Genomic DNA, 23972 nt, shown 5'->3' with positions numbered 1-23972 from the left:
AAGGAACGGACGCTTCCTTCGGTCCCGTATCACCGGGGCCCTCCGGGCGCTTCCCTTCGTTAACTTCTTTTGTTTCACTGTCTTGCTGTCTTGCGTTTCCGACTCTATCAGACTCTTTCGTGTCCGATTCCCGGTCGAAGCGGGCCGTGCAGTTTCGCTTTTCAGGTTCTTCGCTTTCGCGTTTTCCCTTTCCGGCGGTTCCGACTTTACCAGACTCTTTTTCGTTCCGTTTCCGGTCCGAATTCGATTTCCGGTGGCCTGTGGAGTGGCCTTACCTTTCGGCGGACCCGACTTTATCAGAGATTCTGAGTCGGAATTCCCGCCCCGTGCAGGGTGCTTCCGGCACACGAGTGTGCGCGGTGCTTCCCGTTCAGGCGGAGACGTAAACGTACTGGAGCGGGGCTCCCCGATGCAAATCGAGGGCCCCGCTCCAGGTCAGGCGGTCGTGAGGGTCAGACCTCGACGACGACCGGAAGGATCATCGGGCGGCGGCGGTAGGTGTCGGACACCCACTTGCCGACCGTGCGGCGGACCATCTGCTGGAGCTGGTGGGGCTCCATCACGCCGTCCTGCGCCGACTTGTCCAGGGCTTCCTGGATCTTCGGGGTGACACCGACGAACGCGTTGTCGTCGATGCCGGAACCGCGGGCCTGGATGTGGGGGCCGCCCACGATCTTGCCCGAGGAGCTGTCGACCACGATGAACACCGAGATGATGCCCTCGTCGCCGAGGATGCGACGGTCCTTGAGGGAGGTCTCGGTGACGTCGCCGACGGAGAGGCCGTCGACGTAGACGTAACCGGCCTGGACCTTGCCGACGATCTTGGCCTTGCCGTCGATGAGGTCGACGACCACGCCGTCCTCGGCGATGACGATGTGGTCCTTCGGCACGCCGGTGAGGGCGCCCAGTTCGGCGTTGGCCCGCAGATGGCGCCATTCGCCGTGGACCGGCATCAAGTTCTTCGGCTTGCAGATGTTGTAGAAGTACAGCAGCTCGCCGGCCGAGGCGTGGCCCGAGACGTGGACCTTGGCGTTGCCCTTGTGGACGACGTTGGCGCCCCAGCGGGTCAGGCCGTTGATCACGCGGTAGACCGCGTTCTCGTTGCCGGGGATGAGGGACGACGCCAGGATCACCGTGTCGCCGGGAACGATCCGGATCTGGTGGTCGCGGTTGGCCATCCGGGAGAGGGCCGCCATCGGCTCGCCCTGCGAACCCGTGCAGACCAGCACGACCTCGTCGTCCGGGAGGTCGTCGAGGGTCTTGACGTCGACGACCAGGCCGGCGGGGACGTTCAGATAGCCCAGGTCACGGGCGATGCCCATGTTGCGGACCATCGAGCGGCCGACGAAGGCGACCCTGCGGCCGTACTCGTGGGCGGCGTCCAGGATCTGCTGGATGCGGTGCACATGGCTGGCGAAGCTCGCCACGATGATGCGCTTCTGGGCGTTCGCGAACACCGTGCGCAGGACGTTGGAGATGTCCCGCTCCGGCGGCACGAAGCCGGGGACCTCGGCGTTCGTGGAGTCGGAGAGGAGGAGGTCGATGCCCTCCTCGCTGAGGCGTGCGAACGCGTGCAGGTCGGTGAGACGGCCGTCCAGCGGAAGCTGGTCCATCTTGAAGTCACCGGTGGCCACGGCCAGGCCCGCGGGGGTGCGGATGGCGACGGCCAGCGCGTCCGGGATCGAGTGGTTGACCGCGATGAACTCGCAGTCGAAGACGCCGATGCGCTCCCGCTGCCCTTCCTGCACCTCAAGGGTGTAGGGGCGGATGCGGTGCTCCTGGAGCTTCGCCTCGATGAGCGCGAGGGTCAGCTTCGAGCCGATGAGGGGGATGTCCGGCTTCAGGCGCAGCAGGTACGGGACACCACCGATGTGGTCCTCGTGGCCGTGCGTGAGGACGATGCCCTCGATGTCGTCCAGGCGGTCCCGGATCGTGGTGAAGTCCGGCAGGATCAGGTCGATGCCCGGCTGCTCCTCCTCGGGGAAGAGGACGCCGCAGTCGACGATGAGCAGGCGGCCGCCGTACTCGAAGACCGTCATGTTGCGGCCGATCTCGCCCAGGCCGCCGAGCGGGGTGACCCGCAGGGCGCCCTTCGGGAGCTTCGGCGGGGTACCGAGTTCAGGGTGCGGATGACTCAAAAGACTCTCCTTACCACGCACGCCACGTACCGCTGAGGCACGTGGCGCGCATGTCATTCGTGCACTTGCTGTTGTCTTGGGTGGTGCCCTGGCGAGTCGCCTCGCCCGTTCGGCTGTTCAGTTGTGAAGTCCGTGATCAGAGCTCTACCCCGCCGGCGGCGAGATCGATCTTGAGCTGGGCCGTCTCCTGGGCGGTGAGCTCGACGAGTGGCAGGCGCAGGGGGCCCGCCGGGAGGCCCTGGAGGGTCAGGGCGGCCTTCGTGGTGATGACGCCCTGGGTGCGGAACATGCCGGTGAAGACCGGGAGCAGCTTCTGGTGGATCTCGGTGGCCTTCTGGACGTCGCCGCTCAGGTGCGCCTCGATCAGGGCCCGCAGATCGGGGGTGACCACGTGGCCGACGACGGAGACGAAGCCGACCGCACCGACCGAGAGGAGCGGCAGGTTGAGCATGTCGTCGCCGGAATACCAGGCAAGGCCGGATTCGGCGATGGCCCAGCTGGCGCGGCCGAGGTCTCCCTTGGCGTCCTTGTTGGCGACGATCCGCGGGTGGTCGGCCAGCCGGACGAGGGTCTCCGTGTCGATCGGCACGCCGCTGCGGCCCGGGATGTCGTACAGCATCACGGGGAGGCCGGTGGAGTCGGCGATGGCCGTGAAGTGGCGGAGGAGGCCCTCCTGCGGCGGCTTGTTGTAGTACGGCGTCACGGCGAGCAGGCCGTGGGCGCCGGTGCGCTCGGCCGTCCGGGCGAGCTCGACGCTGTGGCGGGTGTCGTTGGTGCCGATGCCGGCGACGACGTGGGCCCGGTCTCCTACGGCCTCGAGGACCGCTCGTACGAGCTGGTCTTTCTCCGAGTCACTGGTGGTCGGGGACTCACCGGTGGTGCCGTTGACGATCAGGCCGTCGTTGCCTGCGTCCACCAGGTGGGCGGCGAGCCGCTGGGCGCCGTCGAGGTCGAGAGCGCCGTCCGCCGTGAAGGGCGTGACCATAGCGGTGAGGACCCGCCCGAAGGGGGTCTGCGGAGTGGAGATCGGAGCCATGGGTAACACGCTACTCGCTGCTCAGCGCGCGGGGTCCCCTCGGGGGGACGGGGAAGAGGAGCCCGGCACTGCCTGCTCGGGGGTTCAAGCAGTGCCGGGTCCGTTTGATCAGCCTAGATGAACTTCTCGAAACGCCGCAATACGGACACCACCTATGGGGCGACCCGTCCATTTTTGTTGAAGGCGGCATGAGTCAGCGGCATGAGCTGCTGCCAGTGGGTTTCCATCTGCTCGCCGACCATCTCGATCTCGCGCTGCGGGAAGGACGGCACCTTCGCCAGCTCGTGCTGGGTGCGCAGGCCGAGGAAGTGCATCAGCGAGCGCGCGTTGCAGGTGGCGTACATCGAGGAGAAGAGACCGACGGGGAGGACCGCGCGGGCGACCTCGCGGGCCACGCCCTTCGCCAGCATCTCCTGGTAGGCCTCGTAGGAGGCCCGGTAGGACTCCTCCATGGCGCGGGTCGTGACGTCGTACTGCTCCTCGGTGCCCTGGACGAACTCGTACTTGCCGGGCCGGCCCTGCTGGACCAGCTTGCGGGAGGTTCCGGGGACGTAGAAGACCGGCTCCAGCTCCCTGTAGCGGCCCGATTCCTCGTTGTACGACCAGCCGACGCGGTGCCGCATGAACTCGCGGAACACGAAGATCGGAGCACTGATGAAGAAGGTCATCGAGTTGTGCTCGAACGGGCTGCCGTGCCGGTCCCGCATGAGGTAGTTGATGAGCCCCTTGGAGCGCTCGGGGTCCTTGGTGACCTCTTCGAGCGACTGCTCGCCCGCGGTGGAGACCCGGGCGGCGAACAGCACGTCCGCGTCGCGCGCGTCGCTCTTCACCAGCTCGACGGTGACGTCACTGCGGAAGTGGGGCTTTGCGGGTTCGGGGGTGTCGGTCACCGACGGGGGTCCTTCCAGGGGCTTCGCTCGGGCGGCGCCCACTTTACGGGTCGGCGGCCCGTGCATGTACGGAGCGGTCCCGGGCAGCCGTTCGTGGAGTTCCCCCAACAAGTACGGCGATTCGGGCACCGATTCGGGCTGTCGTACGTCTGACTCATTAGCAGCACCCGTCAAGCAGATCAAGGAGAGTTTCCTCATGTTCCGCCGGCGTGAAGCCGTCCCGTTCTCGTTCGTCGCCGAGTCCGAGCGGTTCCGCAGTAATGTCACTCCCCCTCCCGCCGCCCGCGCCACCGTTCCCGAGCTGCTGGGGCGGGCCCTCGTCGGGCTGACCGTGGTCGCCGGTCTCGTGGGTTCCGTGCTGGTGGGCCTCCCGGCGCTCGACTCCGGGCAGTCCGCCGGGCACGACAAGCAGTCCACCGCGTCTCAGGAGCGTTGAGCCGTGGGCCGCTGACTCGTACGGACCCCCTGGGGTGGTCGGGCCGGGGGCTGCCTCGGTAGCCTCACCGGGCACAGCAATCAAGCGTGCTGGTGAGTGAGGATGAGTCGTGCCCCTGCCCTTTCTGACGGCCGACCGCGCATTCGAGGCGAGCGCGGACGACGTTGCGCTGCCGTTCGACGACCACGACAGCTGGCGGCGGCCCTACCGCCCCGGTCCGTGGCGGGTCGCGGCGGCGGCCACCCTGTTGTTGCTGGCCTCGTTCGTCCTGCTCGCGGCCATGATCATCGGTGTGGCCGGAGCGCCTTCGGGCGCCACGGTGTGTCTGGCGCTGGCCGGCGTCGTGATCGCCGCCGCCCTGCGGCTGCTGCGGGCCGGTGCGTGGGTGAGCCGTCACGGTGTGCGGCGCGTCGGCTTCTTCCGGACCGTCACGGTGGCCTGGAACGACGCCTCGGCGGTTCGTACGGTCCAGCAGCCCGTGAAGTGGATGGGCCTTCCCCGTACGGTCCAGGGCCAGGCGCTCGTCGTGGTCCGGCGCAGCGGTGAGACGCTGTCGCCGCTGGCCACCGACCACAACGCGGATTTCCTCGGGCGCGAGGAGGCGTTCGAGCGGGCCACGGACGCGGTGGAGGCCTGGGCGGATGAGTATCGGCTCGGGTGAGCCGGATTCTGTCGGCTGTACGTGAGTGAGCCCGGGGCCCTGGTGAGGGTCCCGGGCTCACGCGCGTACGGCGGGAGAGATGTCCTCAGGCGCCGGACGGGCTGGAAGGTGCGGCCGGGCTTGCGGAGGGGGCCGGCCTCGATCTGTGCAGCGCGATGGCTCGCTGCATGGCCTTGCGGGCCCTGGGGGTGTCCCTCGCGTCCTGGTAGGCGACCGCCAGCCTGAACCAGGTGCGCCAGTCGTCCGGGGCGTCCTCGGTCTCCTCGCGGCGCTTGGTGAAGACCGCGTCGGCGGCGTCCCGGTCGATACGGCCGGACGGGGCGCGGGGCAGGTCGTCGACCGGGAGGCCGCCCTCGGCGTCCAGCTCGGCGGCGAGGGCGTTGGCGCGGCGGACGAACTGGGTGTTCTTCCACAGGAACCAGACGCCGATCACCGGCAGGATCAGCACGGCGGCGCCGAACGTGACCGTGACCGGCGTGCCGTGCCGGATGAGCATCACGCCGCGGCTGCCGACCAGGAAGAAGTAGAAGACCAGGACGGCGGCCGTGACGATGTAGGTGATCTTTGCGCGCATGGTGGGCTCAGTCAGTTCAGGTCGAGGAAGTGTTCCAGGCCGAAGGTGAGGCCGGGAGTGGTCACCACACGGCGGACGCCGAGCAGGATGCCCGGCATGAAGCTGCTGTGGTGGAGGGAGTCGTGGCGGATGGTGAGGGTCTCGCCCTCGCCGCCGAGCAGCACTTCCTGGTGGGCCAGCAGACCGCGGAGCCGGATCGCGTGGACCGGCACACCATCGACGTCCGCGCCGCGCGCGCCGTCCAGGGCGGTGGTGGTGGCGTCCGGCTGGGGGGCGCTGCCGGCCTTGGCGCGGGCCGCCGCGATGAGCTGGGCGGTGCGGGTCGCGGTGCCGGAGGGGGCGTCGACCTTGTTGGGGTGGTGGAGCTCGACGACCTCGACAGACTCGAAGTAGCGTGCGGCCTGCTCCGCGAACTTCATGGTCAGGACCGCGCCGATGGAGAAGTTCGGGGCGATCAGGACCCCGGTCTCCGGGGAGTTGTCCAGCCAGGTGGTCAGCTGCGCGAGCCGTTCGTCGGTCCAGCCTGTGGTGCCGACGACGGCGTGGATGCCGTGCCGGACGCAGAAGTCGAGGTTGCCCATCACCGATGCGGGGGTGGTCAGCTCGACGACGGCCTGGGCGCCCGCATCGGCGAGGGTCTCCAGCTTGTCGCCCCGGCCCAGGGCCGCCACCAGCTCCAGGTCGTCGGCGGCCTCGACCGCCCGGACGGCCTCGGAGCCGATACGGCCCTGAGCACCGAGAACGGCTACGCGCAGCTTGCTCATCTTGATTCCTTAGGGGATTAGGAGACCGCTTCGTCCAGGCGGTCCGCCTGCTTGTCCTTGAGCGGGCCGATGACCGAGAGCGAGGGGCGCCGGGAGAGGAGTTCGCCCGCCACTTCCCGTACGTCGTCGGGGGTGACCTCCCCGATACGGGCCAGCATGTCGTCGACCGACATCTGCTCGCCCCAGCACAGCTCGCTCTTGCCGATACGGTTCATCAGCGCGCCGGTGTCCTCCAGGCCGAGGACGGTGGAGCCGGAGAGCTGGCCGATGGCGCGGGTGATCTCGTCGTCGTCCAGGCCGTGCGTGGCGACCCGGTCCAGTTCGTCGCGGCAGATCTTCAGGACGTCGTGGACCTGGTTCGGCCGGCAGCCGGCGTAGACGCCGAAGAGGCCGCAGTCGGCGAAGCCCGAGGTGTACGAGTACACGCTGTAGGCCAGGCCGCGCTTCTCCCGTACCTCCTGGAAGAGGCGCGAGCTCATGCCGCCGCCGAGGGCGGTGTTGAGGACGCCCAGCGCCCAGCGGCGCTCGTCGGTGCGGGCGAGGCCGGGCATGCCGAGGACCACGTGGGCCTGTTCGGTCTTGCGGTTCAGCAGCTCGACCTTGCCGGCGGCGCGCAGGGTGCGGGAGCCCTCGCGGGGCGCCATGGGCACCGCGTCCGTACGCGAGAGGGCCCCGGCCTTCTCGAAGGCGCGGCGGACCTGGGTCACGACCGTGGCGTGGTCGACGTTGCCCGCGGCGGCGACGACCAGATGCGTGGGGTCGTAGTGCTTCTTGTAGAAGCGGGCGATCTGGCCGCGGTTCAGGGCGTTGATCGTGTCGACGGTGCCGAGGACGGGGCGGCCGAGGGGGGTGTCGCCGAGCATGGTGTGCGCGAACAGGTCGTGCACGCAGTCGCCCGGGTCGTCCTCGGTCATCGCGATCTCTTCGAGGATGACTCCGCGCTCGGCGTCGACGTCCTCCGGGGCGATCAGCGAGCCGGTCAGCATGTCGCAGACGACGTCGATGGCCAGCGGCAGGTCGGTGTCGAGGACCCGCGCGTAGTAGCAGGTGTACTCCTTCGCCGTGAAGGCGTTCATCTCGCCGCCGACCGCGTCGATCGCGGAGGAGATGTCGAGGGCGGTGCGCTTGGCGGTGCCCTTGAAGAGGAGGTGTTCGAGGTAGTGGGTCGCGCCGTTCAGGGTGGGCGTCTCGTCGCGGGAGCCGACGTTCGCCCAGATGCCGAAGGTGGCGGACCGGACGGAGGGCAGGGTCTCGGTGACGATCCGCAGACCGCCGGGGAGGACGGTCCGGCGGACCGTTCCGATGCCGTTGCTGCCCTTGAGAAGCGTTTGGGTACGGGCGACGGCCCGCCCCTCCGAGGAGGTGCGGGCCGTCGTCGCGGAACTACGGGACGTCACTTGTCGGTGTCGTCCTTCTTCTCGTCTTCTTCACCCTCGATGACGGGGATGAGGGAGAGCTTGCCGCGGGAGTCGATCTCGGCGATCTCGACCTGGACCTTGGCGCCGACGCCGAGCACGTCCTCGACGTTCTCCACGCGCTTGCCACCGGCGAGCTTGCGGATCTGCGAGATGTGCAGCAGACCGTCCTTGCCCGGCATGAGCGAGACGAACGCACCGAAGGTGGTGGTCTTGACGACCGTACCCAGGTAGCGCTCGCCGACCTCCGGCATGGTCGGGTTGGCGATCGCGTTGATCGTGGCGCGGGCGGCCTCGGCCTGCGAGCCCTGCTGGGCACCGATGTAGATGGTGCCGTCGTCCTCGATCGTGATGTCGGCGCCGGTGTCCTCCTGGATCTGGTTGATCATCTTGCCCTTGGGGCCGATGACCTCACCGATCTTGTCCACCGGGATCTTGACGGTGATGATCCGCGGGGCGTTCGGGGACATCTCGTCCGGGACGTCGATGGCCTCGTTCATGACGTCCAGGATGTGCAGACGCGCGTCACGGGCCTGCTTCAGCGCGGCGGCCAGGACCGAGGCGGGGATGCCGTCGAGCTTGGTGTCGAGCTGGAGCGCGGTCACGAACTGCTTGGTGCCGGCGACCTTGAAGTCCATGTCGCCGAAGGCGTCCTCCGCACCGAGGATGTCGGTGAGGGCGACGTAGTGGGTCTTGCCGTCGATCTCCTGCGAGATCAGGCCCATGGCGATACCGGCGACGGCGGCCTTGAGGGGCACACCGGCGTTCAGCAGCGACATGGTGGAGGCGCAGACCGAGCCCATGGACGTCGAGCCGTTGGAGCCCAGCGCCTCGGAGACCTGGCGGATCGCGTAGGGGAACTCCTCGCGGGTCGGCAGGACCGGCACGATGGCGCGCTCGGCGAGCGCACCGTGGCCGATCTCGCGGCGCTTGGGCGAGCCCACGCGGCCGGTCTCACCGACGGAGTACGGCGGGAAGTTGTAGTTGTGCATGTAGCGCTTGCGGGTCACCGGGGAGAGGGTGTCCAGCTGCTGCTCCATACGGAGCATGTTGAGGGTGGTGACGCCCAGGATCTGGGTCTCGCCACGCTCGAACAGCGCCGAGCCGTGCACGCGCGGGATGGCCTCGACCTCGGCGGCGAGCGTACGGATGTCCGTGACGCCACGGCCGTCGATGCGGACCTTGTCCTTGATGACGCGCTCGCGGACCAGCTTCTTGGTCAGCGCGCGGTACGCGGCGGAGATCTCCTTCTCGCGGCCCTCGAACTCCGGGAGGAGCTTCTCGGCGGCGATCTCCTTGACGCGGTCCAGCTCGGTCTCGCGCTCCTGCTTGCCGGCGATGGTGAGCGCCTGCTTCAGCTCGGGCGTGACGGCCTTGGCCAGGGCGTCCAGGACGTCGTCCTGGTAGTCCAGGAAGACCGGGAAGTCGCCCTCGGGCTTGGCGGCCTTGGACGCCAGGTCCGCCTGCGCCTTGCAGAGGGTCTTGATGAAGGGCTTCGCCGCTTCCAGACCGGCGGCGACGATCTCCTCGGTGGGAGCCTCGGCGCCGTCCTTGACGAGCTGGATGGTCTTCTCGGTGGCCTCGGCCTCGACCATCATGATCGCGACGTCGCCGTCCTCCAGGACGCGACCGGCGACGACCATGTCGAAGACGGCGTCCTCGAGCTCGGTGTGCGTCGGGAAGGCGACCCACTGGCCCTTGATCAGGGCGACGCGGGTGGCGCCGATCGGGCCGGAGAAGGGCAGGCCCGCGAGCTGGGTGGAGCAGGAGGCGGCGTTGATCGCGACCACGTCGTACAGGTGGTCGGGGTTGAGCGCCATGACCGTCTCGACGATCTGGATCTCGTTGCGCAGGCCCTTCTTGAAGGACGGGCGCAGCGGGCGGTCGATCAGACGGCAGGTGAGGATCGCGTCCTCGGAGGGGCGGCCTTCGCGGCGGAAGAAGGAGCCGGGGATCTTGCCGGCCGCGTACTGCCGCTCCTCGACGTCCACCGTGAGGGGGAAGAAGTCGAGGTTGTCCTTGGGCCGCTTGGAAGCGGTGGTGGCCGACAGCACCATGGTGTCGTCGTCCAGGTACGCGACGGCGGAGCCGGCGGCCTGCTTGGCCAGGCGGCCCGTCTCGAAGCGGATGGTGCGGGTGCCGAAGGTGCCGTTGTCGATGACGGCCTCGGCGTAGTGGGTCTCGTTCTCCACTAGTGGTTTCTCCATACTCGTCGTCTTTCGTCCGCGCGCCCGTGTGGCGCGGGACGGTGCGGGAGAGGCGCACCGTGGATGCGGGCCGGTCTTCGATCGAAGCTCCCGGGCATGTTCCCGGGGGCCACTACCGAGGACCGGCGGCGGCGTCGTAGCGCCTCTCCCTCGTTCGTGCTCGTTCTTGCGGGTCGTGCCGGGTCCTGCGTCCTACGGGTGTCGCTGCACCCAGGTTACTGAGCTTGACACCGGTCCTGCACGTACGGCAAAGGGAGCGGTCCCCTCAAACGCGGGAACCGCTCCCTCTCCACAGCGTCCTTACTTGGCGCCGCCGGCCGCGCCACGGCGGATGCCGAGGCGGTCGACGAGCGCACGGAAGCGCTGGATGTCCTTCTTGGCCAGGTACTGCAGGAGGCGGCGACGCTGGCCGACCAGGATCAGCAGACCACGACGGGAGTGGTGGTCGTGCTTGTGCGTCCGGAGGTGCTCGGTCAGGTCCGAGATCCGGCGGGAGAGCATGGCGACCTGGACCTCGGGGGATCCGGTGTCACCCTCCTTCTGGGCGAACTCGGCCATGATCTGCTTCTTCGTAGCGGCGTCGAGCGGCACGCGTACTCCTCATGTGATGTTCGAAGCGCCCACGAGTGCCCCTGGTCTTGGTCTCAGGGGAGCTTCCGTGACTCGGAGGCGAAGGTCCGATGAGCGCAGCCCCCAGGATGATCCGAGGGCGCGTACACAAACGGCCACCGCACAGACTACCAGCCGTTCGGGTCATGCCCCGCCGGTGACCGGCCGGCCGGTCATCAGCTGGTCAGGGCCCGGATCGAGTGGTAGACGTCGAATACCGCGAGGCAGAGCGGGAGCAGCGTCAGGAGGACGACCGTCTCCGCGATCTCCAGGAAGCGTCCCCAGAACGGGGTGACGCCCTTGCTCGGCACGATCAGGCCGATGGCGGTGATCAGGACGGCGACGCCCGCGACGGCCGCGGCGAGCCACACCGTACGGATGTCGAGCGCGGCCCCGTCGCCCCGCAGCGCGTCGCGCACGATGGCGACCGGCGGGTTCAGGGAGAGCCCGAGGCCGAGGAGCACCAGGGAGGCGAGACCCGCCGCGAGCGCACAGCCGACCTGGGCGGTGTACCGGAACAGGTGGGCGCGCATGAGCATGGCGACGCCGGTGGCCAGGGCGAGCAGCTGGCCCCAGACGCTGTCCGAGAAGCCCAGCACCGCGGCGGCCGCCACGGCCACCAGGGCGCAGCCGCCGACCAGGCCGAGGAGCAGCTCGTGGCCGCGCCGCGCCTGGGCGGCGAGGCGTACGGCGTCGACCGGGCCGGTGGACGCGGGCTCGGAGGTCCCGTAGTCGCCGACGGTGGTGCGGGGCGGCTCGAATCCGATGGGGATCCGGGCGAAGCGGGTGGAGAGTCCCGGCAGGAAGGCGAGGGCCCCGACGGCGAGCGGGGAGCACACGGCGGCGGCCTCGATCGGCCGCATGCCGGTCATGATCGCGACGAAGGTGACCAGGAGGCCGACGGCGCTCGCGAAGACGAACGCGACGAACGGGCCGTCCCCGCCGGGCGCGACGATCATCAGGATGACCGCGACCACGAGGACCGCCGCGCAGGCGAGCAGGAACTGCAGCCGTCCGATCCCCTGCCCGGCGCTCAGGGACAGCAGGCCGGAGCCGGCGACGGCCGCGTTGACCAGGGCGCCGATGCCGAGCGCGATCGACGAGGCCCGGTCGTCGTAGATCCGCGCACGCACGCCCGCGAACGCGAGGAGGAGCACGGCGACGACTGCCGCCAGGATGCCGGGCAGCCCGTTCATGTCGTGGCGCGGGTCGGCCGTCCACAGGACGAAGCCGAGCAGGGACAGCAGGACGGAACCGCCGAAGAGGCCGGCGCCGCGCATGAGGGCGTCGCCCCAGAGCGTGCGGTCCTTGGCCACGGCGGTGGCGACGGCGTCCGAGACGTCGTCGAAGACCGCGGGGGGCAGTGATTCGGAGAAGGGCCGCATCGACAGCAGCTCGCCGTCGAGGATGCGGTGGCCGGCGAGCGTCCGGGCGCTGTCCAGGACGGTGCCGTCGCGGCGGACCAGGTGGTAACCGACCGGTGCGCCGGGGACGGGGCTCTGTCCCGACAGCCGGAGGATCTCCGGATACAGGTCGGCGACGGGGATGTCCTCGGGCAGGGCCACGTCCACCCGGCCGTCGGGCGCGACGACCGTGACCCGGCAGAATCCGGTGCTGCTGCCGGACGGGGTCCCGTGACTCGGCCGACCGGATCCGGTGGCTGCCGCTTGGGCCGTCATGGTCACCTGGTGCTCCCCCTGCTGCTGATACCGACTTGTGCTGATGCTGGCCCGTGCCGCCACTGAGCTCGTTCTGCTCTGTTCCGCGCTTCGGCTTCGCCGTACGTCCCGAATGACCGCCTTCGCACGACAGTTAGCGGATGCGTACACGCGTCGCGACACCCTACCGCCATGGGGGTGGCGCCACGCCAGTAGGATCCTTCCCGCGGATGGGGCCCGTCGCCACGGGGGCGCCGATAGGAACACTTCCGTCCGGCAAGGGAATTGGTGAGCTGTGAGCCAGATCGTCGTCAAGCGCCCCCCGCGGGCCCTGCCCACCGAAGTTCCGGTCGAGCAGGTGCAGTTGCAACCTCCGCCGGAACTCCCCCGAGGCCAGCAGGAGGGGGCGCTGATGCAGCTCCTGCCGATGCTGGGCATGGGTGGTTCCGTCGTCTTCTTCTTCATGACGCCGAACCCGATCATGCGCATCATGGGCATGATCATGATCGCCTCGACGCTCGGCATGGCCATCGCGATGCTCGTACGGTACCGACGAGGCACCCAGGGCGAGCTGGCGGATCTGCGCCGCGACTACCTGAAGTACCTGACGCAGACCCGGCGTACGGTGTTGAAGACGGCCCGCAAGCAGCGCGACGCGCAGTTCTACCTCCACCCCTCTCCCGAGCAGCTGTGGGCGCTCGTCGCCGAGGGCAGCCGGGTGTGGGAGCGGCGCGCGGGTGACGCGGACTTCGCGCAGGTGCGGATCGGGCTCGGCAGCCAGGAGCTGGCGACGCCGCTCATCGCGCCCGAGACGGCGCCCGTGGACGAGCTGGAGCCGCTGGCCGCCGGGGCGATGCAGCAGTTCCTGGCGACGCACTCCACGCTGGACGGTCTGCCCATGGCCGTCTCGTTGCGGGCGTTCTACCACCTGACGATCAGCGGTCACGCGGAGTCCGCGCGCTCGGCTGCGCGGGCGATGGTCGGCGGTCTGGCCTCCCTGCACTCCCCCGAGGACCTGGTGATCGCGGTCGCGACGGGTGCGGAGGCGGCGCCGCGGTGGGAGTGGGCGAAGTGGCTGCCGCACGCGCAGGCTCCGGGCCCCGTCGACGGGGCGGGGAGCAGGCGGCTGATCACCACCAGCCTGCCGGCCCTGGAGGATCTGCTGGCCGGCCGGCTGGAGGGCAGGCCACGGTTCCAGCCCGGCGGGCAGCCGCTCGTGGAACAGCCGCATGTCGTCGTGATCCTGGACGGTGAGTCGGTGGCGCCCATGTCGGTGCTGGCATCGCCGGAGGGCCTGCAGGGTGTGACGGTCATCGAGGTGGTGCCGGGTGAGGTGACGGGGGCCCGCGGGGGCCTCTCGATCGTGGTGCAGCCGAAGACGTTGCAGCTGGAGTCGGGGCAGGGGCTGGTCTACGACGGGGTCCCGGACCTGCTCAGTTACGAGGCGGCCGAGGCGCTCGCCCGGCAGCTGGCCCCGCTGCACATGGCGACGGGCGGGGACGACGACGAACCCCTCCTGGCCAACCTGGAGTTCACCGATCTGCTGAACCTGGGCGACGCCGCCTCGATCGAGGTCAGCCGGACCTGGCGGCCGCGGTCGCAGGCGGAGCGGCTGCGCGTGCCGATCGGTGTGGGCGAGGACGGTACGCCCGTGATGCTGGACCTGAAGGAGGCGGCGCAGGAGGGCATGGGCCCGCACGGGCTGTGCGTGGGCGCCACCGGTTCCGGCAAGTCCGAGCTGCTGCGCACCCTGGTGCTCGGCCTGGCCGTCACCCACACCTCGGAGACGCTGAACTTCGTCCTCGCCGACTTCAAGGGCGGTGCGACCTTCGCCGGTATGGCGCAGATGCCGCACGTCGCGGCCGTGATCACCAACCTCGCGGACGACCTGACGCTGGTCGACCGCATGGGTGACTCCATCAGCGGGGAGCTCAACCGCCGGCAGGAGATGCTGCGCGACGCGGGCAACTACGCCAACATCCACGACTACGAGAAGGCGCGGGCGGCCGGTGCGCCGCTGCAGCCGATCCCCTCGCTCGTGCTGGTCATCGACGAGTTCAGCGAACTCCTCACCGCGAAGCCCGACTTCATCGAGATGTTCGTCCAGATCGGACGTATCGGCCGTTCGCTGGGCGTGCATCTGCTGCTGGCGTCGCAGCGGCTGGAGGAGGGGCGGCTGCGCGGCCTGGAGACGTACCTGTCGTACCGGGTGGGTCTGCGGACGTTCTCGGCGGCGGAGTCGCGGGCCGCGATCGGGGTGCCGGACGCGTACCACCTGCCGAACGTTCCCGGTTCCGGGCTGCTCAAGTTCGGTACGGAGGAGATGGTCCGGTTCAAGGCCGCGTACGTCTCCGGGGTGTACCGCTCGGGCGGACACCGGGCGGCGGCGCCGGGGGGTCCGCTGCCGGTGGACCGCAGGCCGGTTCCGTTCACGGCCGCACCGGTTCCGGTGCAGTACGTCCGGCCGGCGACGCCGGCCGCGGGCGTACCGGAGCAGCGTTCGGCGGAGGACGACGCGCTGGCGGACACGGTGCTCGACGTGATCGTGCGCCGGCTGGAGGGCCGGGGGGCCTCCGCGCACCAGGTCTGGCTGCCGCCGTTGGACAATCCGCCGTCGATGGACGAGCTGCTGCCGGGGCTCTCCCCGGTGCAGGGCCGGGGGCTGACGCAACCCGGTTTCGAGGGGGCGGGCCGACTGGTCGCGCCGATCGGCGTCATCGACAAGCCGTTCGAGCAGCGGCGCGACACCCTCTACCGGGACTTCTCCGGCGCGGCCGGCCATATGCAGATCACCGGTGGTCCGCAGTCGGGGAAGTCGACGCTGCTGCGGACGATCATCGCCGGTTTCGCGCTCACGCACACACCGGCGGAGGTCCAGTTCTACGGCCTCGACTTCGGTGGTGGCGGCATGTCCTCGATCGCGGGTCTGCCGCACGTCGGTGGGGTGGCGTCCCGCCTCGACCCGGAGCGGGTCCGCCGAACGGTCGCCGAGGTGTACGGCATCATGGCGCGGCGCGAGGAGTACTTCCGCAGCGCCGGGATCGACTCCATCGCCACGTTCCGCCGGCTGCGGGCGCGCGGGGACATCTCGGTGACGGACCAGCCGTGGGGCGACGTCTTCCTGGTCATCGACGGGTGGGGCAGCTTCCGCACGGACTACGAAGGTCTTGAGGACGCGGTCACGGACATCGCCGCCCGCGGACTCGGTTACGGCATCCACCTGATCATCACGGCGTCGCGTTCCATGGAGGTGCGGGCCAGCCTGAAGGACCAGCTCATGAACCGCCTGGAGCTGCGGCTCGGCGACGTGATGGACTCCGAGCTGGACCGCAAGGTGGCCGCCAACGTGCCCGCCGGGGTGCCGGGCCGCGGCCAGACGCCGGAGAAGCTGCACTTCATGGCGGCGGTGCCGCGGATCGACGGCATCAACTCCGACAGCGACCTCTCCGAGGCCACCGCCGCGATGAACCAGGAGGTGGCCCGCCACTGGACGGCGCCGCCCGCTCCCGCGGTACGTCTGCTGCCGCGGGAACTCCCGGCGAGCGAACTCCCGGCCGGTCACGCCGTGCCGGAGCGCGGTATCGCCTTCGGTATCGACGAGAACAACCTGGAGCCGGTGTACCTGAACTTCGAGCAGGACCCGTTCTTCCTGGCGTTCGGCGAGAGCGAGTCCGGGAAGTCCAACCTGCTGCGGTTGATCATCAAGCAGCTCACCGAGCGGTACGACGGTGATTCCTGCAAGCTCTTCGTCATCGACAACCGGCGTTCGCTGCTGGACGTGACTCCGCGCTCGCACCTGGCGGAGTACATCCCGATGTCCAACAACATGGAACATCACATGACGGCGCTGTACGACCTGATGAAGCGCCGCACGCCGTCGGCCGACGTCACAGCGCAGGAACTGCGCGACCAGAGCTGGTGGCAGGGCCCCACGGTGTACGTCGTCATCGACGACTTCGACCTGGTCGCCACGTCGAGCGGCAACCCGCTGGCGCCGATCACCGAGATGCTGCCGTTCGCCCGTGACGTGGGCGTCCGCTTCATCATCGCCCGCAGTTCGGCGGGGGCCGGCCGCGCCCTGTACGAACCCTTCCTCCAGCGCATGATCGAGCTGGGCGCCCAGGGGTTGATGCTGTCGGGCGACCCGGGTGAGGGCGACATCATGGGCAACGTACGGCCGCGGCCGATGCCGCCGGGCCGGGGCATCTTCGTGACGCGGCGGCGGGGGAACCCGTTGGTGCAGACGGGGGTGATGGGCGGGGAGGGGTAGGGGGACCGGTCCGGATCGTCAAACGAGGAAGGTGCGGAGCCGTTGGGGCTCCGCACCTTCCTCGTTTCGTGGGCGACGGCTCACGTCGCGTCCTGCGACAGCTCAGGGTGGACATCTCCCGCGCATGTCCACCCTGATGTTCTGCTGTGTCGTGCTGTGCGAACTCGGTCAGAAGTTCGCCGCCGCGCGCTTGTCACCGGCGCGGTAGGTGGGCGACGCCTCCAGGACCTTCGTGGCGATGTCGTCAAGGTTGGCGCGGATGGCGTTGGCGTCCTCCTTCCACCTTTTCTGCGCGGTGGTGTAGGCCTGCTTGGCCTCACCCTCCCACAGCTCCGAAACGTTCGCGATCATGGTCCTGATCTCGTCGAGGTCCCTCGCGAGCTGCGCGGCCTGCTTCTTGATCTCGCCGGCCGCGAGATCCAGGCTCGCGTAAGTGACAACTGTCGTGCCGTCGTTCTTTCCCATGGGGTCCTCCGCTGAATTCTGGTTACGAGATGAGGGTCAGAAGTCGTTCAGGCTGCTCTTCGCACCGCTGGTGGGACCCTGAACGTCCACACTGGTGAGAGCCGCGCGGATCTCGTCCTCGTTGTCGCCCGAGATGGTGCGGGCAGCCTTGATGGACTCCTGGAAGCCGGCAAGCTGCTTGGCCAGATCGACCATGCGGTTGTTGATCTCGGTCTGCTTCAGGTTGAAGTGGTTGGCACCGATGCCCTGCCACTTGCCTTCGAGGTTGTCGATCGTTGCGTGGAGCTTCTTGACCTGCCCCTTGACCGCTTCGAACTTGATGGAGAGGTCACCCTCCAGCTTCAGGAGTGCGGCATCTGAGACCTTCTGGTCTGCCATGGTTCTCTTTCCCTTTCGGTTGGTTCTGCAAGGCCGGCGTGAAGCGCCGGCCGGTGCATGCGGAACATGTGGTCAAGCGGCCTTACGCCGGCGGACCACGGCGTAGGCGACCCCTCCGAGCACGGCCACGGCTGCGGCCACGCCGATGATGAGGGCCAACTGGTTTCCGTCGTCGGAGGAGTTGGTTTCCTCCACCGCCACGGCCTTGTCGCCCGCCGCGCCGTTCTTGGCGGGCTGCGGTGAGGCTGAGGTGGAGGCCGAAGGCTCGGACGACTCGGCGGAACCGGTCGTCTTCTCCTTGGTGAGCGGGCTGATATCCGGGGCGCCGGGGTCGCCCTTGCCCTTGAGGACGTTCATCGAGGGGCGGATGAGGCCGTGGCCGAGGTACTTGCTGCGCACGCCGTCTTCCCAGTCGCGCCCGGCTGTGTCGAGAAGAACGTTCAGGACCTGGTTGGCGGTCCAGTCGGGGTGGAGGGACCAGACGAGGGCTGCAGAGGCGGAGGCGATGGCGGTGGCGGCGCTGGTGCCGCCGTCGCCGTCGCAGTAGCTCTTGAAGGAGTTGTCGCACCAACGGGGAACGTCGCTTCCGGGGGAGGCAACATCCACCGTGCCTGCGTGCTGCGAGTAGTACGAGACCTTCCCGTCGCGGTCTGCTGAAGCGACACCCACTACCTGGGGATAGGCGGCTGGATACCCTCGTTCGTTCTCCTTATGCCCTTTGTTCCCTACGGACGCGAAGAGCAGTTTCCCTTTGCTCTCTGCATGCTTGATCGCTTCAAGCTCCTGAGGAGAGTAGTGCCGACCGCTGAAGGACATGCTGATGATCCGCGCGTCGCTTTCGGCCGCAGCGCGGATGGCATTCGCGGAGTCCTGAACCGCGGCGGAGGGTTTCTCCTCCTCAAACTCATCCAGGGCGATGCGGAGAGGAATGATCTTGACCCCCGGGGCAATTCCCTTCAGGCCACCCCCCTTGCCCGTCCCCGCGATCAGCTCCGCCATCGTCGTACCGTGACCCTCATAGTCATCGGTTTCGTCGCCCGGTGCCCCTGTTGCATCGACTCCCTTGAGGACTTGTCCCTGGAGCGACGGCGTGGACGGGTTCACCCCCGTGTCGATGACAGCGACCTTGATGCCTTCGCCAGTCGTGACCTTCCACATGTCTTCGGCCTGCATCGCGCCGAGGTGCCACTGCTTCGCTTGTGTGTCAGCTGCGGCAGGCTGCGCCGCGCCAACGAACAGGACACTCCACGAAGCGGCCACAGCCAGCGTGCCGAGCACACGCACGCGCCTCCGAGCTCGGCCCATTCCTGCTGTCATCCCGACTTCCGTACCTTCCCTGGGACTGCTACTCGACCACCGGCGGCACAGCCCCGCGCCGTCCGGCATTCCACGTCTCTTCGTCTTCTGTCAGGTAGTCGGGGCGGGTCGACCCGTTGGCTTCGTCCTCCCGGCCCTTGCCCCGGCGGCCTGCGGGACCCCGTACGAGGCCCGAGCCACCGGCGGTGAAGCCCTGGGCGTTCGAGCCGGTTCCCACAGCCTTGCGGGGTGCGCCGACGACTCCGTTGGCTCCGGAGGCGGGAGTGGCTCGCCCTCCGGGACGAGAGGAAGCAGCAGGTGCTCCACGCCCCCCGATCACGCCGCGCTGTGCTGAGCCTCCGCCAGCGGCTCTTCCTTGAGGCGAAACTTGCTGGGGCGTTCCACCCACGATGCCGCTCCTGCCTCCCGCACGGGGACCGGCGCCGGTAGACGTACCACCGGGGCCCATGGCGGGCCGACCGGCAGTCGGCGCCTGCGACTGTGGTCCGACCGGCGGACGACCATTGAACGCCCCTCCGCCCATCGGGCCGGGTCGGCCGATCGGGGGACCGCTCTGCCCCTTGGCGACGGGGCCTGCCCCCGTGGACTGAGCTCTGCCCATGCCCTGGCCGGCCTGGCTGACCGTTCGCGGCATGCCTGTCGGCCCCGTTGAACGCTTCGTGCCGCCTTGCACAGGGTTGGTGAGAGTGGGCGGCATGAACGTCGGTGGAGTTCCGGTCGGCCCCGTCGTGGGCGTCGGTGACGGTTGCGGTGGCGTGGCAGTGATCGGCGTCGGCGCTTGCGGAGGCGCGACGGTGTTGATCTCCGTGCCGACGATCCTGTCCGGCAGGGGCACTGAGCCAATGATCTCGGCCGGTGGTCGACTGTTCGCACTCACGGGAACAGAGTGCGCTGAGTTCGTGCGTCCCGCAGCGTCCGAAACTCCGCTGCTACCGAGACTTTCGGAGCGCTCCCCGACAACACCAGACGACGGATTCCTATCGCGGTCCCTGATCGGAGGCGGCACAGTGATACCCAGCTGCTTATCGAACCGCGGCGGCTCCTCCCCCTCCAGCCGCTCCCCCGAGACCGAGTAGTACGAGGCCAGCCGGTTGATCTGGTTAATGGCCTCCTGGCGGTCCTTCTCCACCTTGAGGGCCGCCTGGTACTCCGGGTTGTCCGCGACCCGGCCCGGGAGTTCGATGTCGTCCGGGCTCTTGCGGACCTGGCGGGTGTCGCGGGGCGGCATGGCGCTGCGTACGGAGGCCAGGCCGGTGCCCGCGACCGTGATCTGCGTGCCCGCCACGTCCGCGAAGTCGCCCAGCTTCCGGGCATGGGCGACCAGGCCCTTGCCGAAGGCGCGGAAGGCCGTGCCGGACTCGCCGTGCCAGTCGACCCCCTTCATGTTGTCTTCCAGCTCCTGAGCCGCCTTCTTGATGGCGTCCCTGGCGTCCCAGAGCGACTTGCCCGCGTTCTCCAGGTCCTCCGGCTTGGTGTTCTCCACCAGGTCGATCATGGAGTTGAGCTGGAATCCCTCGAAGGAGGTACGGCCGACGGGCCCGCCGGCGAAGGGCATCCGACCGATTGCCTCGGAGATGTCCGTCTGCGCCATCTGGATCTTGACCTGAGCCTGATCCTGCGCCCGCTGCTCGGCAGGCGTCAGGTTCCCCTGCTTGTCGTCGCTCATTCCGCCCCCCATCCGGATTCGAACTGCTTGTCGTCGCTGGTCTTCTCAGGACTCTTTTCAGCCTTGGCGTGCTTCTCGTTCTCTTCGTACAGGCGGGTCTGGATCTCGTGGAACCTTCGCCTGACGTCGTCCTCAACGTTGTCGAAACCCACCGCCGCCGCATGCACCCCCAAGCTCAGGTACTCGATCTGGTCGCCCAAGGACTTGGAGAGCGAGACGAGGGAGGAGTGGACCCGGTTGTACTGGGTGTACAGGCCGTCCGCCTCCGCGAAGCAAGCGTTCTGGCCGCTCAGTGAGGCCCGCGTGATCTTCTGGTCGGCGACCTTCGACTTGCTGGCCGCCGAACCCTCGAAGTCCGCCAGCAGGGCGTCCACGCTCTTCTTGAACTTCTCCAGCGCGCCCACCCCGCGCTTGAGATCACCCGTACCGTCTTCGGCCACAGCGCCGACCTCCCCGTTCTGCATCCCCGTTTGCTCGGCTCGTTCCGCGTTGCTATCGCACTGACACGGTCCGATCCGATCTCATCGCAACAACTCTAGTCACTGCCTAGGACAGCGCCAATCGACTTGGTGGCCACGTGACTTGTCTCATGACCGGTCGTCTGACGGGCCTTTGGAACCTCTACCGTTCCTCCGCTCCGCCTCACCCCGCCGCTCGTTCCAGGCGTCGTCGTCTGTCCCGTACCGCCACTGCCGTGCCCGCGATGGCCGCCACCAGGACGCCGCCGCCGACCATGACGTACGTCGCCAGGCGGGCGTTCCGCTCGTCGGCCGTCTCGCCCAGGTGGAGTTCGGCGGGGGTCGGGGCTTTGCCCTTGCTCATGCCCTCGCTCGCGATCGGGCGGTCGATCGGCTTGTCGTCCTCGGTGAGGGCGCGTACCGGGTCGACGACGCCCCAGCCGACTGCGCTGTCGTGGCCGGCGATGGAGCGCTCCGCCGTCTGCTGGATCTGCGCGACGATCTGCCCCTGCGTCCAGTCGGGGTGCTTCGCCCTGATCAGGGCGGCGACCCCGGCGACGTACGGGGCGGAGAAGCTGGTTCCGTTGTCGGAGCAGTGTCCGCCGCCGGGGACCGTGGAGATGACGTCCACCCCGGGGGCGGCGATGCCGACGAAGTCTCCCGACTGGGAGAAGGGCGCTCGCTCGTTGTTGCGGTCGGAGGAGGCGACGGCCAGGACGCCCTTGAAGGAGGCCGGGTAGGTCTCCTTGACGTTTCCGCCGAGTCCGTCGTTGCCCGCCGAGGCGACGACCACGATGTTCCGGGCGAGGGCGCTGTCGACGGCCCGTTTCAGCTCCGTGGAGGGTTTTACGGCGTCGGCCGTGTCCTGGGAGATGTTGATGATGTCGGCCTTCGCCTCGGTGGCGGCGTAGGTGATCGCCCTGGCGAGGGTCGCCGTGTTGCCGTGGCCCTCGGCGTCGTTCTGCTGGATCGGGATGATCGTCGCGTCGGGGGCGAGGCCGCTGAAGCCGGTGCCCTTCGCCTCGCGGGCGGCGATGATCCCGGCGACCTTGGTGCCGTGGCCCACGGTGTCCGTGGTGCCGTTCTCCTTGCCGCGCTCGATCTTCGTGCCGTCCTCGGTCTTGAGGCCCTTCGGGAGGTAGTTGCGCCCTGCCTTGACGTCGACCGCCGACCTGAGCTGGTCGTTCTTGATGTCGACGCCGGTGTCGATGACCGCGACCCGGACGCCCTTTCCGGTGGACTGCTTCCACAGCTCGTCCAGCAGGACGCGCTGCAAGGCCCAGGGACGGCCCGGGTACTTCTTGGACGGGAACGTGCACTGGGTCGAGTCTTCCGCCGCCGCGGAGGTCACCGGCAGGGTGATCAGGAGAACGGCCGTTGCCGCCGTGGCCGTTGCGAGGCGGCGGGCCGTTGCGAGTCGGCGGGCCGTCCGGCCGACGGTGAGGCCGGCGGTGGAGGTGTCTGCCATCGTCACGATCCCTGCGGCTGGCGGGCCGCGCCGGTGGAGAGCCGGGGGCCGGTCGGCAGGAGTGAGGACCAGGTCGCGGGTACGGGGTTGGGGTCGACGTCCTTGTAGCCGAGCCGGTTCTGCGCCTGCTGCGCCTCCTGCTGCTGGGCCTCCCGCTCCTTCTTGCTGCCGGATTCGCCGATGCCGGAGTCGCCCCGGCCGCTGCCGCTGTCGCTGTTGGACTGCATCGCGTAGCGCAGGCCGGTGTCGGTGACCAGGAAGAGGAAACCCGCGCTGGTCGTGGAACCCTTGAACTGGCGGAAGAACTCACCCGATCCGGGGGTGACGTAGGCGCTGCTGGAGCCGGTGGGGAGCGTCGCGGGGAAGCTCGTACCCACCCAGGTGCTCAGGGTGGTGGCGCCGCTGTCGGCGTCCACGCCCCGCAGAACGTTGCACACGGTGTTCCGGCTGCCCTTCTTGACGTCAGGGGAGTTGACGGGCTCGGGCCTGTCGACCGGCCAGTCCCTCCCCTGGCCGAACGGGGCGCCCGGTTGGAGTTCGGCGGCGCTCACCGGCTTCGCCGTGCCCGCCTGCTTGAGGGGGACCAGCTGCCGGCTGCTGAGCAGGAGCTTGGCCGTGAAGTCGGAGACCGGGGCGACCCTGCCCGGCAGGACGACGTAGCTCTGGGTCTTGGTTCCCGCCGTCGCGGTGAGGACCATGCCGACGCGGTTCGTCTGCTCGTCCAGGGTGCCGGGGGCACCGGCGGGGGCGCCGGGGGTGCCGTCCACGGTCGGGAAGGTGATCGGGTCCCCGGTGTGCAACGTGGCCAGCCAGGCGGCGGAGACCCGCTGGGGCTTGGAGTTCTGGTCGACCAGGGTGCGCAGGAGCAGTTCGTCCTTCTGGACCGGGTAGGCCTTGCCGGAGGCGTCGACGATGTAGCGGGTCCGGTCCGGGCCCTCGACGTACATCAGCTCGCCGCCCCGCAGGGCGTTCTTCCCCTCCGTCTTCTTCTCCTCGCGCTCGGCGAAGATGAAGGTCGCCTTCTGGATCGCCCGGCCCCCCTCACCGGGGCGTTCGCAGACCGCCCAGCGTTTGGCCGCGCCCGCTTGCTTGGCATCGGGCAGCCGGTCGGGGGCGTACGGGATACCGAGGGTGGCGCCGTGCGGAATCTTGCCGTTGTCCAGGACGGACTCGTTGACGTTGACGACGGTGCCCTTGTCCGGGGCGAGCAGGAGCTTCGCGGAGGCCATGTTCAGAACGGGGTGCAGTTGCTTCTTGCCGTCGGTCGTCAACACCACGTACCTGGTGGTGGACTTGCTCGCGATGATGACGTGTTCCTTGGGGGTGTCCCATTTCTGGGGGGCCACCGGCTTGAACATGCCCCAGGCGCCGAACACGGCGAGAACCACGACGGCGATGATGGCCCCGGGCAGCACCGCGCGCAGCGGCCGGGGGGCGCCTTCCTCGGAACCGGTGGGGTTGGGCTGCAGGAACTGTGCGATCAACCTCCGCTTCGCAAAGGTATAGGCGTTGAGCTCGTCCCGCCGTGATGCCATGTGTCCGCTGACCCTTCGTCCCCGGTG

19 protein-coding genes are annotated in these 23972 nt (G+C 68.9%); 3 read left to right on the top strand and 16 right to left on the bottom strand.

What is annotated here, in order from left to right; genetic code table 11:
* Positions 1–452: 452 nt before the first annotated feature.
* The 3 genes from IE145_RS16250 to thyX form a co-directional block, all read right to left on the bottom strand.
* Positions 453–2138, bottom strand: coding sequence for a ribonuclease J (locus IE145_RS16250; protein ID WP_189525744.1), 1686 nt, complete (start codon positions 2136–2138; stop codon positions 453–455).
* Positions 2139–2274: 136 nt separating this feature from the next.
* Positions 2275–3174, bottom strand: coding sequence for a 4-hydroxy-tetrahydrodipicolinate synthase (dapA, locus tag IE145_RS16245; RefSeq protein WP_189525743.1), 900 nt, complete (start codon positions 3172–3174; stop codon positions 2275–2277).
* Between the two features lie 152 nt (positions 3175–3326).
* A complete protein-coding gene (gene thyX, locus IE145_RS16240; protein WP_006128002.1) occupies positions 3327–4064 on the bottom strand; it encodes an FAD-dependent thymidylate synthase in 738 nt (245 codons plus the stop codon).
* A 196-nt stretch (positions 4065–4260) separates the two neighbouring features.
* On the opposite strand from thyX, the gene IE145_RS16235 reads away from it, so the two are divergent.
* On the top strand, positions 4261–4500 hold the full coding sequence (locus IE145_RS16235) for a hypothetical protein (protein ID WP_189525742.1): 240 nt from the start codon (positions 4261–4263) through the stop codon (positions 4498–4500).
* Positions 4501–4609: 109 nt separating this feature from the next.
* Entirely contained in the window at positions 4610–5161 is a 552-nt protein-coding gene (locus tag IE145_RS16230) for an SCO5741 family PH domain-containing membrane protein (protein WP_189525741.1), read from the top strand.
* 85 nt (positions 5162–5246) lie between these two features.
* Here the strand turns inward: IE145_RS16230 and IE145_RS16225 are convergent, their stop codons facing one another.
* The 6 genes from IE145_RS16225 to eccD all read right to left on the bottom strand — a co-directional run bounded on the left by IE145_RS16225 (position 5247) and on the right by eccD (position 12409).
* Positions 5247–5735 carry a tetratricopeptide repeat protein gene (locus IE145_RS16225; protein ID WP_189525740.1) on the bottom strand — a complete coding sequence of 163 codons (489 nt, stop codon included), beginning with the start codon at positions 5733–5735 and terminating at the stop codon, positions 5247–5249.
* Positions 5736–5746: 11 nt separating this feature from the next.
* Positions 5747–6499 (bottom strand): 4-hydroxy-tetrahydrodipicolinate reductase, encoded by a 753-nt coding sequence (gene dapB, locus IE145_RS16220; protein WP_065489742.1) that lies wholly within the window; start codon positions 6497–6499, stop codon positions 5747–5749.
* Positions 6500–6516: 17 nt separating this feature from the next.
* The gene (locus IE145_RS16215) at positions 6517–7896 is read right to left on the bottom strand and encodes a M16 family metallopeptidase (protein WP_189525739.1); all 1380 of its coding nucleotides are present in this window, start codon (positions 7894–7896) and stop codon (positions 6517–6519) included.
* Positions 7893–10106 (bottom strand): polyribonucleotide nucleotidyltransferase, encoded by a 2214-nt coding sequence (locus IE145_RS16210; protein WP_030197692.1) that lies wholly within the window; start codon positions 10104–10106, stop codon positions 7893–7895. The genes IE145_RS16215 and IE145_RS16210 overlap by 4 nt, the downstream gene beginning before the upstream one ends.
* Positions 10107–10421: 315 nt before the next feature.
* The gene (gene rpsO, locus IE145_RS16205; RefSeq protein WP_006127995.1) at positions 10422–10712 is read right to left on the bottom strand and encodes a 30S ribosomal protein S15; all 291 of its coding nucleotides are present in this window, start codon (positions 10710–10712) and stop codon (positions 10422–10424) included.
* Positions 10713–10906: 194 nt separating this feature from the next.
* Positions 10907–12409: a type VII secretion integral membrane protein EccD gene (gene eccD / locus IE145_RS16200; RefSeq protein ID WP_189525738.1), complete on the bottom strand. Its 1503-nt coding sequence runs from the start codon at positions 12407–12409 to the stop codon at positions 10907–10909.
* 274 nt (positions 12410–12683) lie between these two features.
* On the opposite strand from eccD, the gene eccCa reads away from it, so the two are divergent.
* Positions 12684–16658 (top strand): type VII secretion protein EccCa, encoded by a 3975-nt coding sequence (gene eccCa, locus IE145_RS16195; RefSeq protein ID WP_189525737.1) that lies wholly within the window; start codon positions 12684–12686, stop codon positions 16656–16658.
* A gap of 168 nt (positions 16659–16826) precedes the next feature.
* Here the strand turns inward: eccCa and IE145_RS16190 are convergent, their stop codons facing one another.
* The 7 genes from IE145_RS16190 to eccB all read right to left on the bottom strand — a co-directional run bounded on the left by IE145_RS16190 (position 16827) and on the right by eccB (position 23945).
* Entirely contained in the window at positions 16827–17123 is a 297-nt protein-coding gene (locus IE145_RS16190) for a WXG100 family type VII secretion target (protein ID WP_189525736.1), read from the bottom strand.
* 36 nt (positions 17124–17159) lie between these two features.
* Positions 17160–17501, bottom strand: coding sequence for a WXG100 family type VII secretion target (locus IE145_RS16185; protein ID WP_189525735.1), 342 nt, complete (start codon positions 17499–17501; stop codon positions 17160–17162).
* A 72-nt stretch (positions 17502–17573) separates the two neighbouring features.
* The gene (locus IE145_RS16180; protein WP_189525734.1) at positions 17574–18818 is read right to left on the bottom strand and encodes a S8 family serine peptidase; all 1245 of its coding nucleotides are present in this window, start codon (positions 18816–18818) and stop codon (positions 17574–17576) included.
* Between the two features lie 28 nt (positions 18819–18846).
* Positions 18847–20484 carry a hypothetical protein gene (locus tag IE145_RS16175; protein ID WP_189525733.1) on the bottom strand — a complete coding sequence of 546 codons (1638 nt, stop codon included), beginning with the start codon at positions 20482–20484 and terminating at the stop codon, positions 18847–18849.
* Complete coding sequence (locus IE145_RS16170) at positions 20481–20948, bottom strand: DUF2563 family protein (RefSeq protein ID WP_189525732.1); 468 nt, start codon at positions 20946–20948, stop codon at positions 20481–20483. The genes IE145_RS16175 and IE145_RS16170 overlap by 4 nt, the downstream gene beginning before the upstream one ends.
* 178 nt (positions 20949–21126) lie before the next feature.
* Entirely contained in the window at positions 21127–22410 is a 1284-nt protein-coding gene (gene mycP, locus IE145_RS16165; protein WP_189525731.1) for a type VII secretion-associated serine protease mycosin, read from the bottom strand.
* A 2-nt stretch (positions 22411–22412) separates the two neighbouring features.
* Positions 22413–23945 (bottom strand): type VII secretion protein EccB, encoded by a 1533-nt coding sequence (gene eccB, locus IE145_RS16160; RefSeq protein WP_189525730.1) that lies wholly within the window; start codon positions 23943–23945, stop codon positions 22413–22415.
* Between the last annotated feature and the right edge of the window lie 27 nt (positions 23946–23972).

It is taken from the genome of Streptomyces sindenensis, from assembly GCF_014649035.1.
Taxonomy (GTDB): domain Bacteria; phylum Actinomycetota; class Actinomycetes; order Streptomycetales; family Streptomycetaceae; genus Streptomyces; species Streptomyces sindenensis.
The sequence above is the reverse complement of the archived record's forward strand: the minus strand, read 5'-3'. Positions and strand labels throughout refer to the sequence as shown.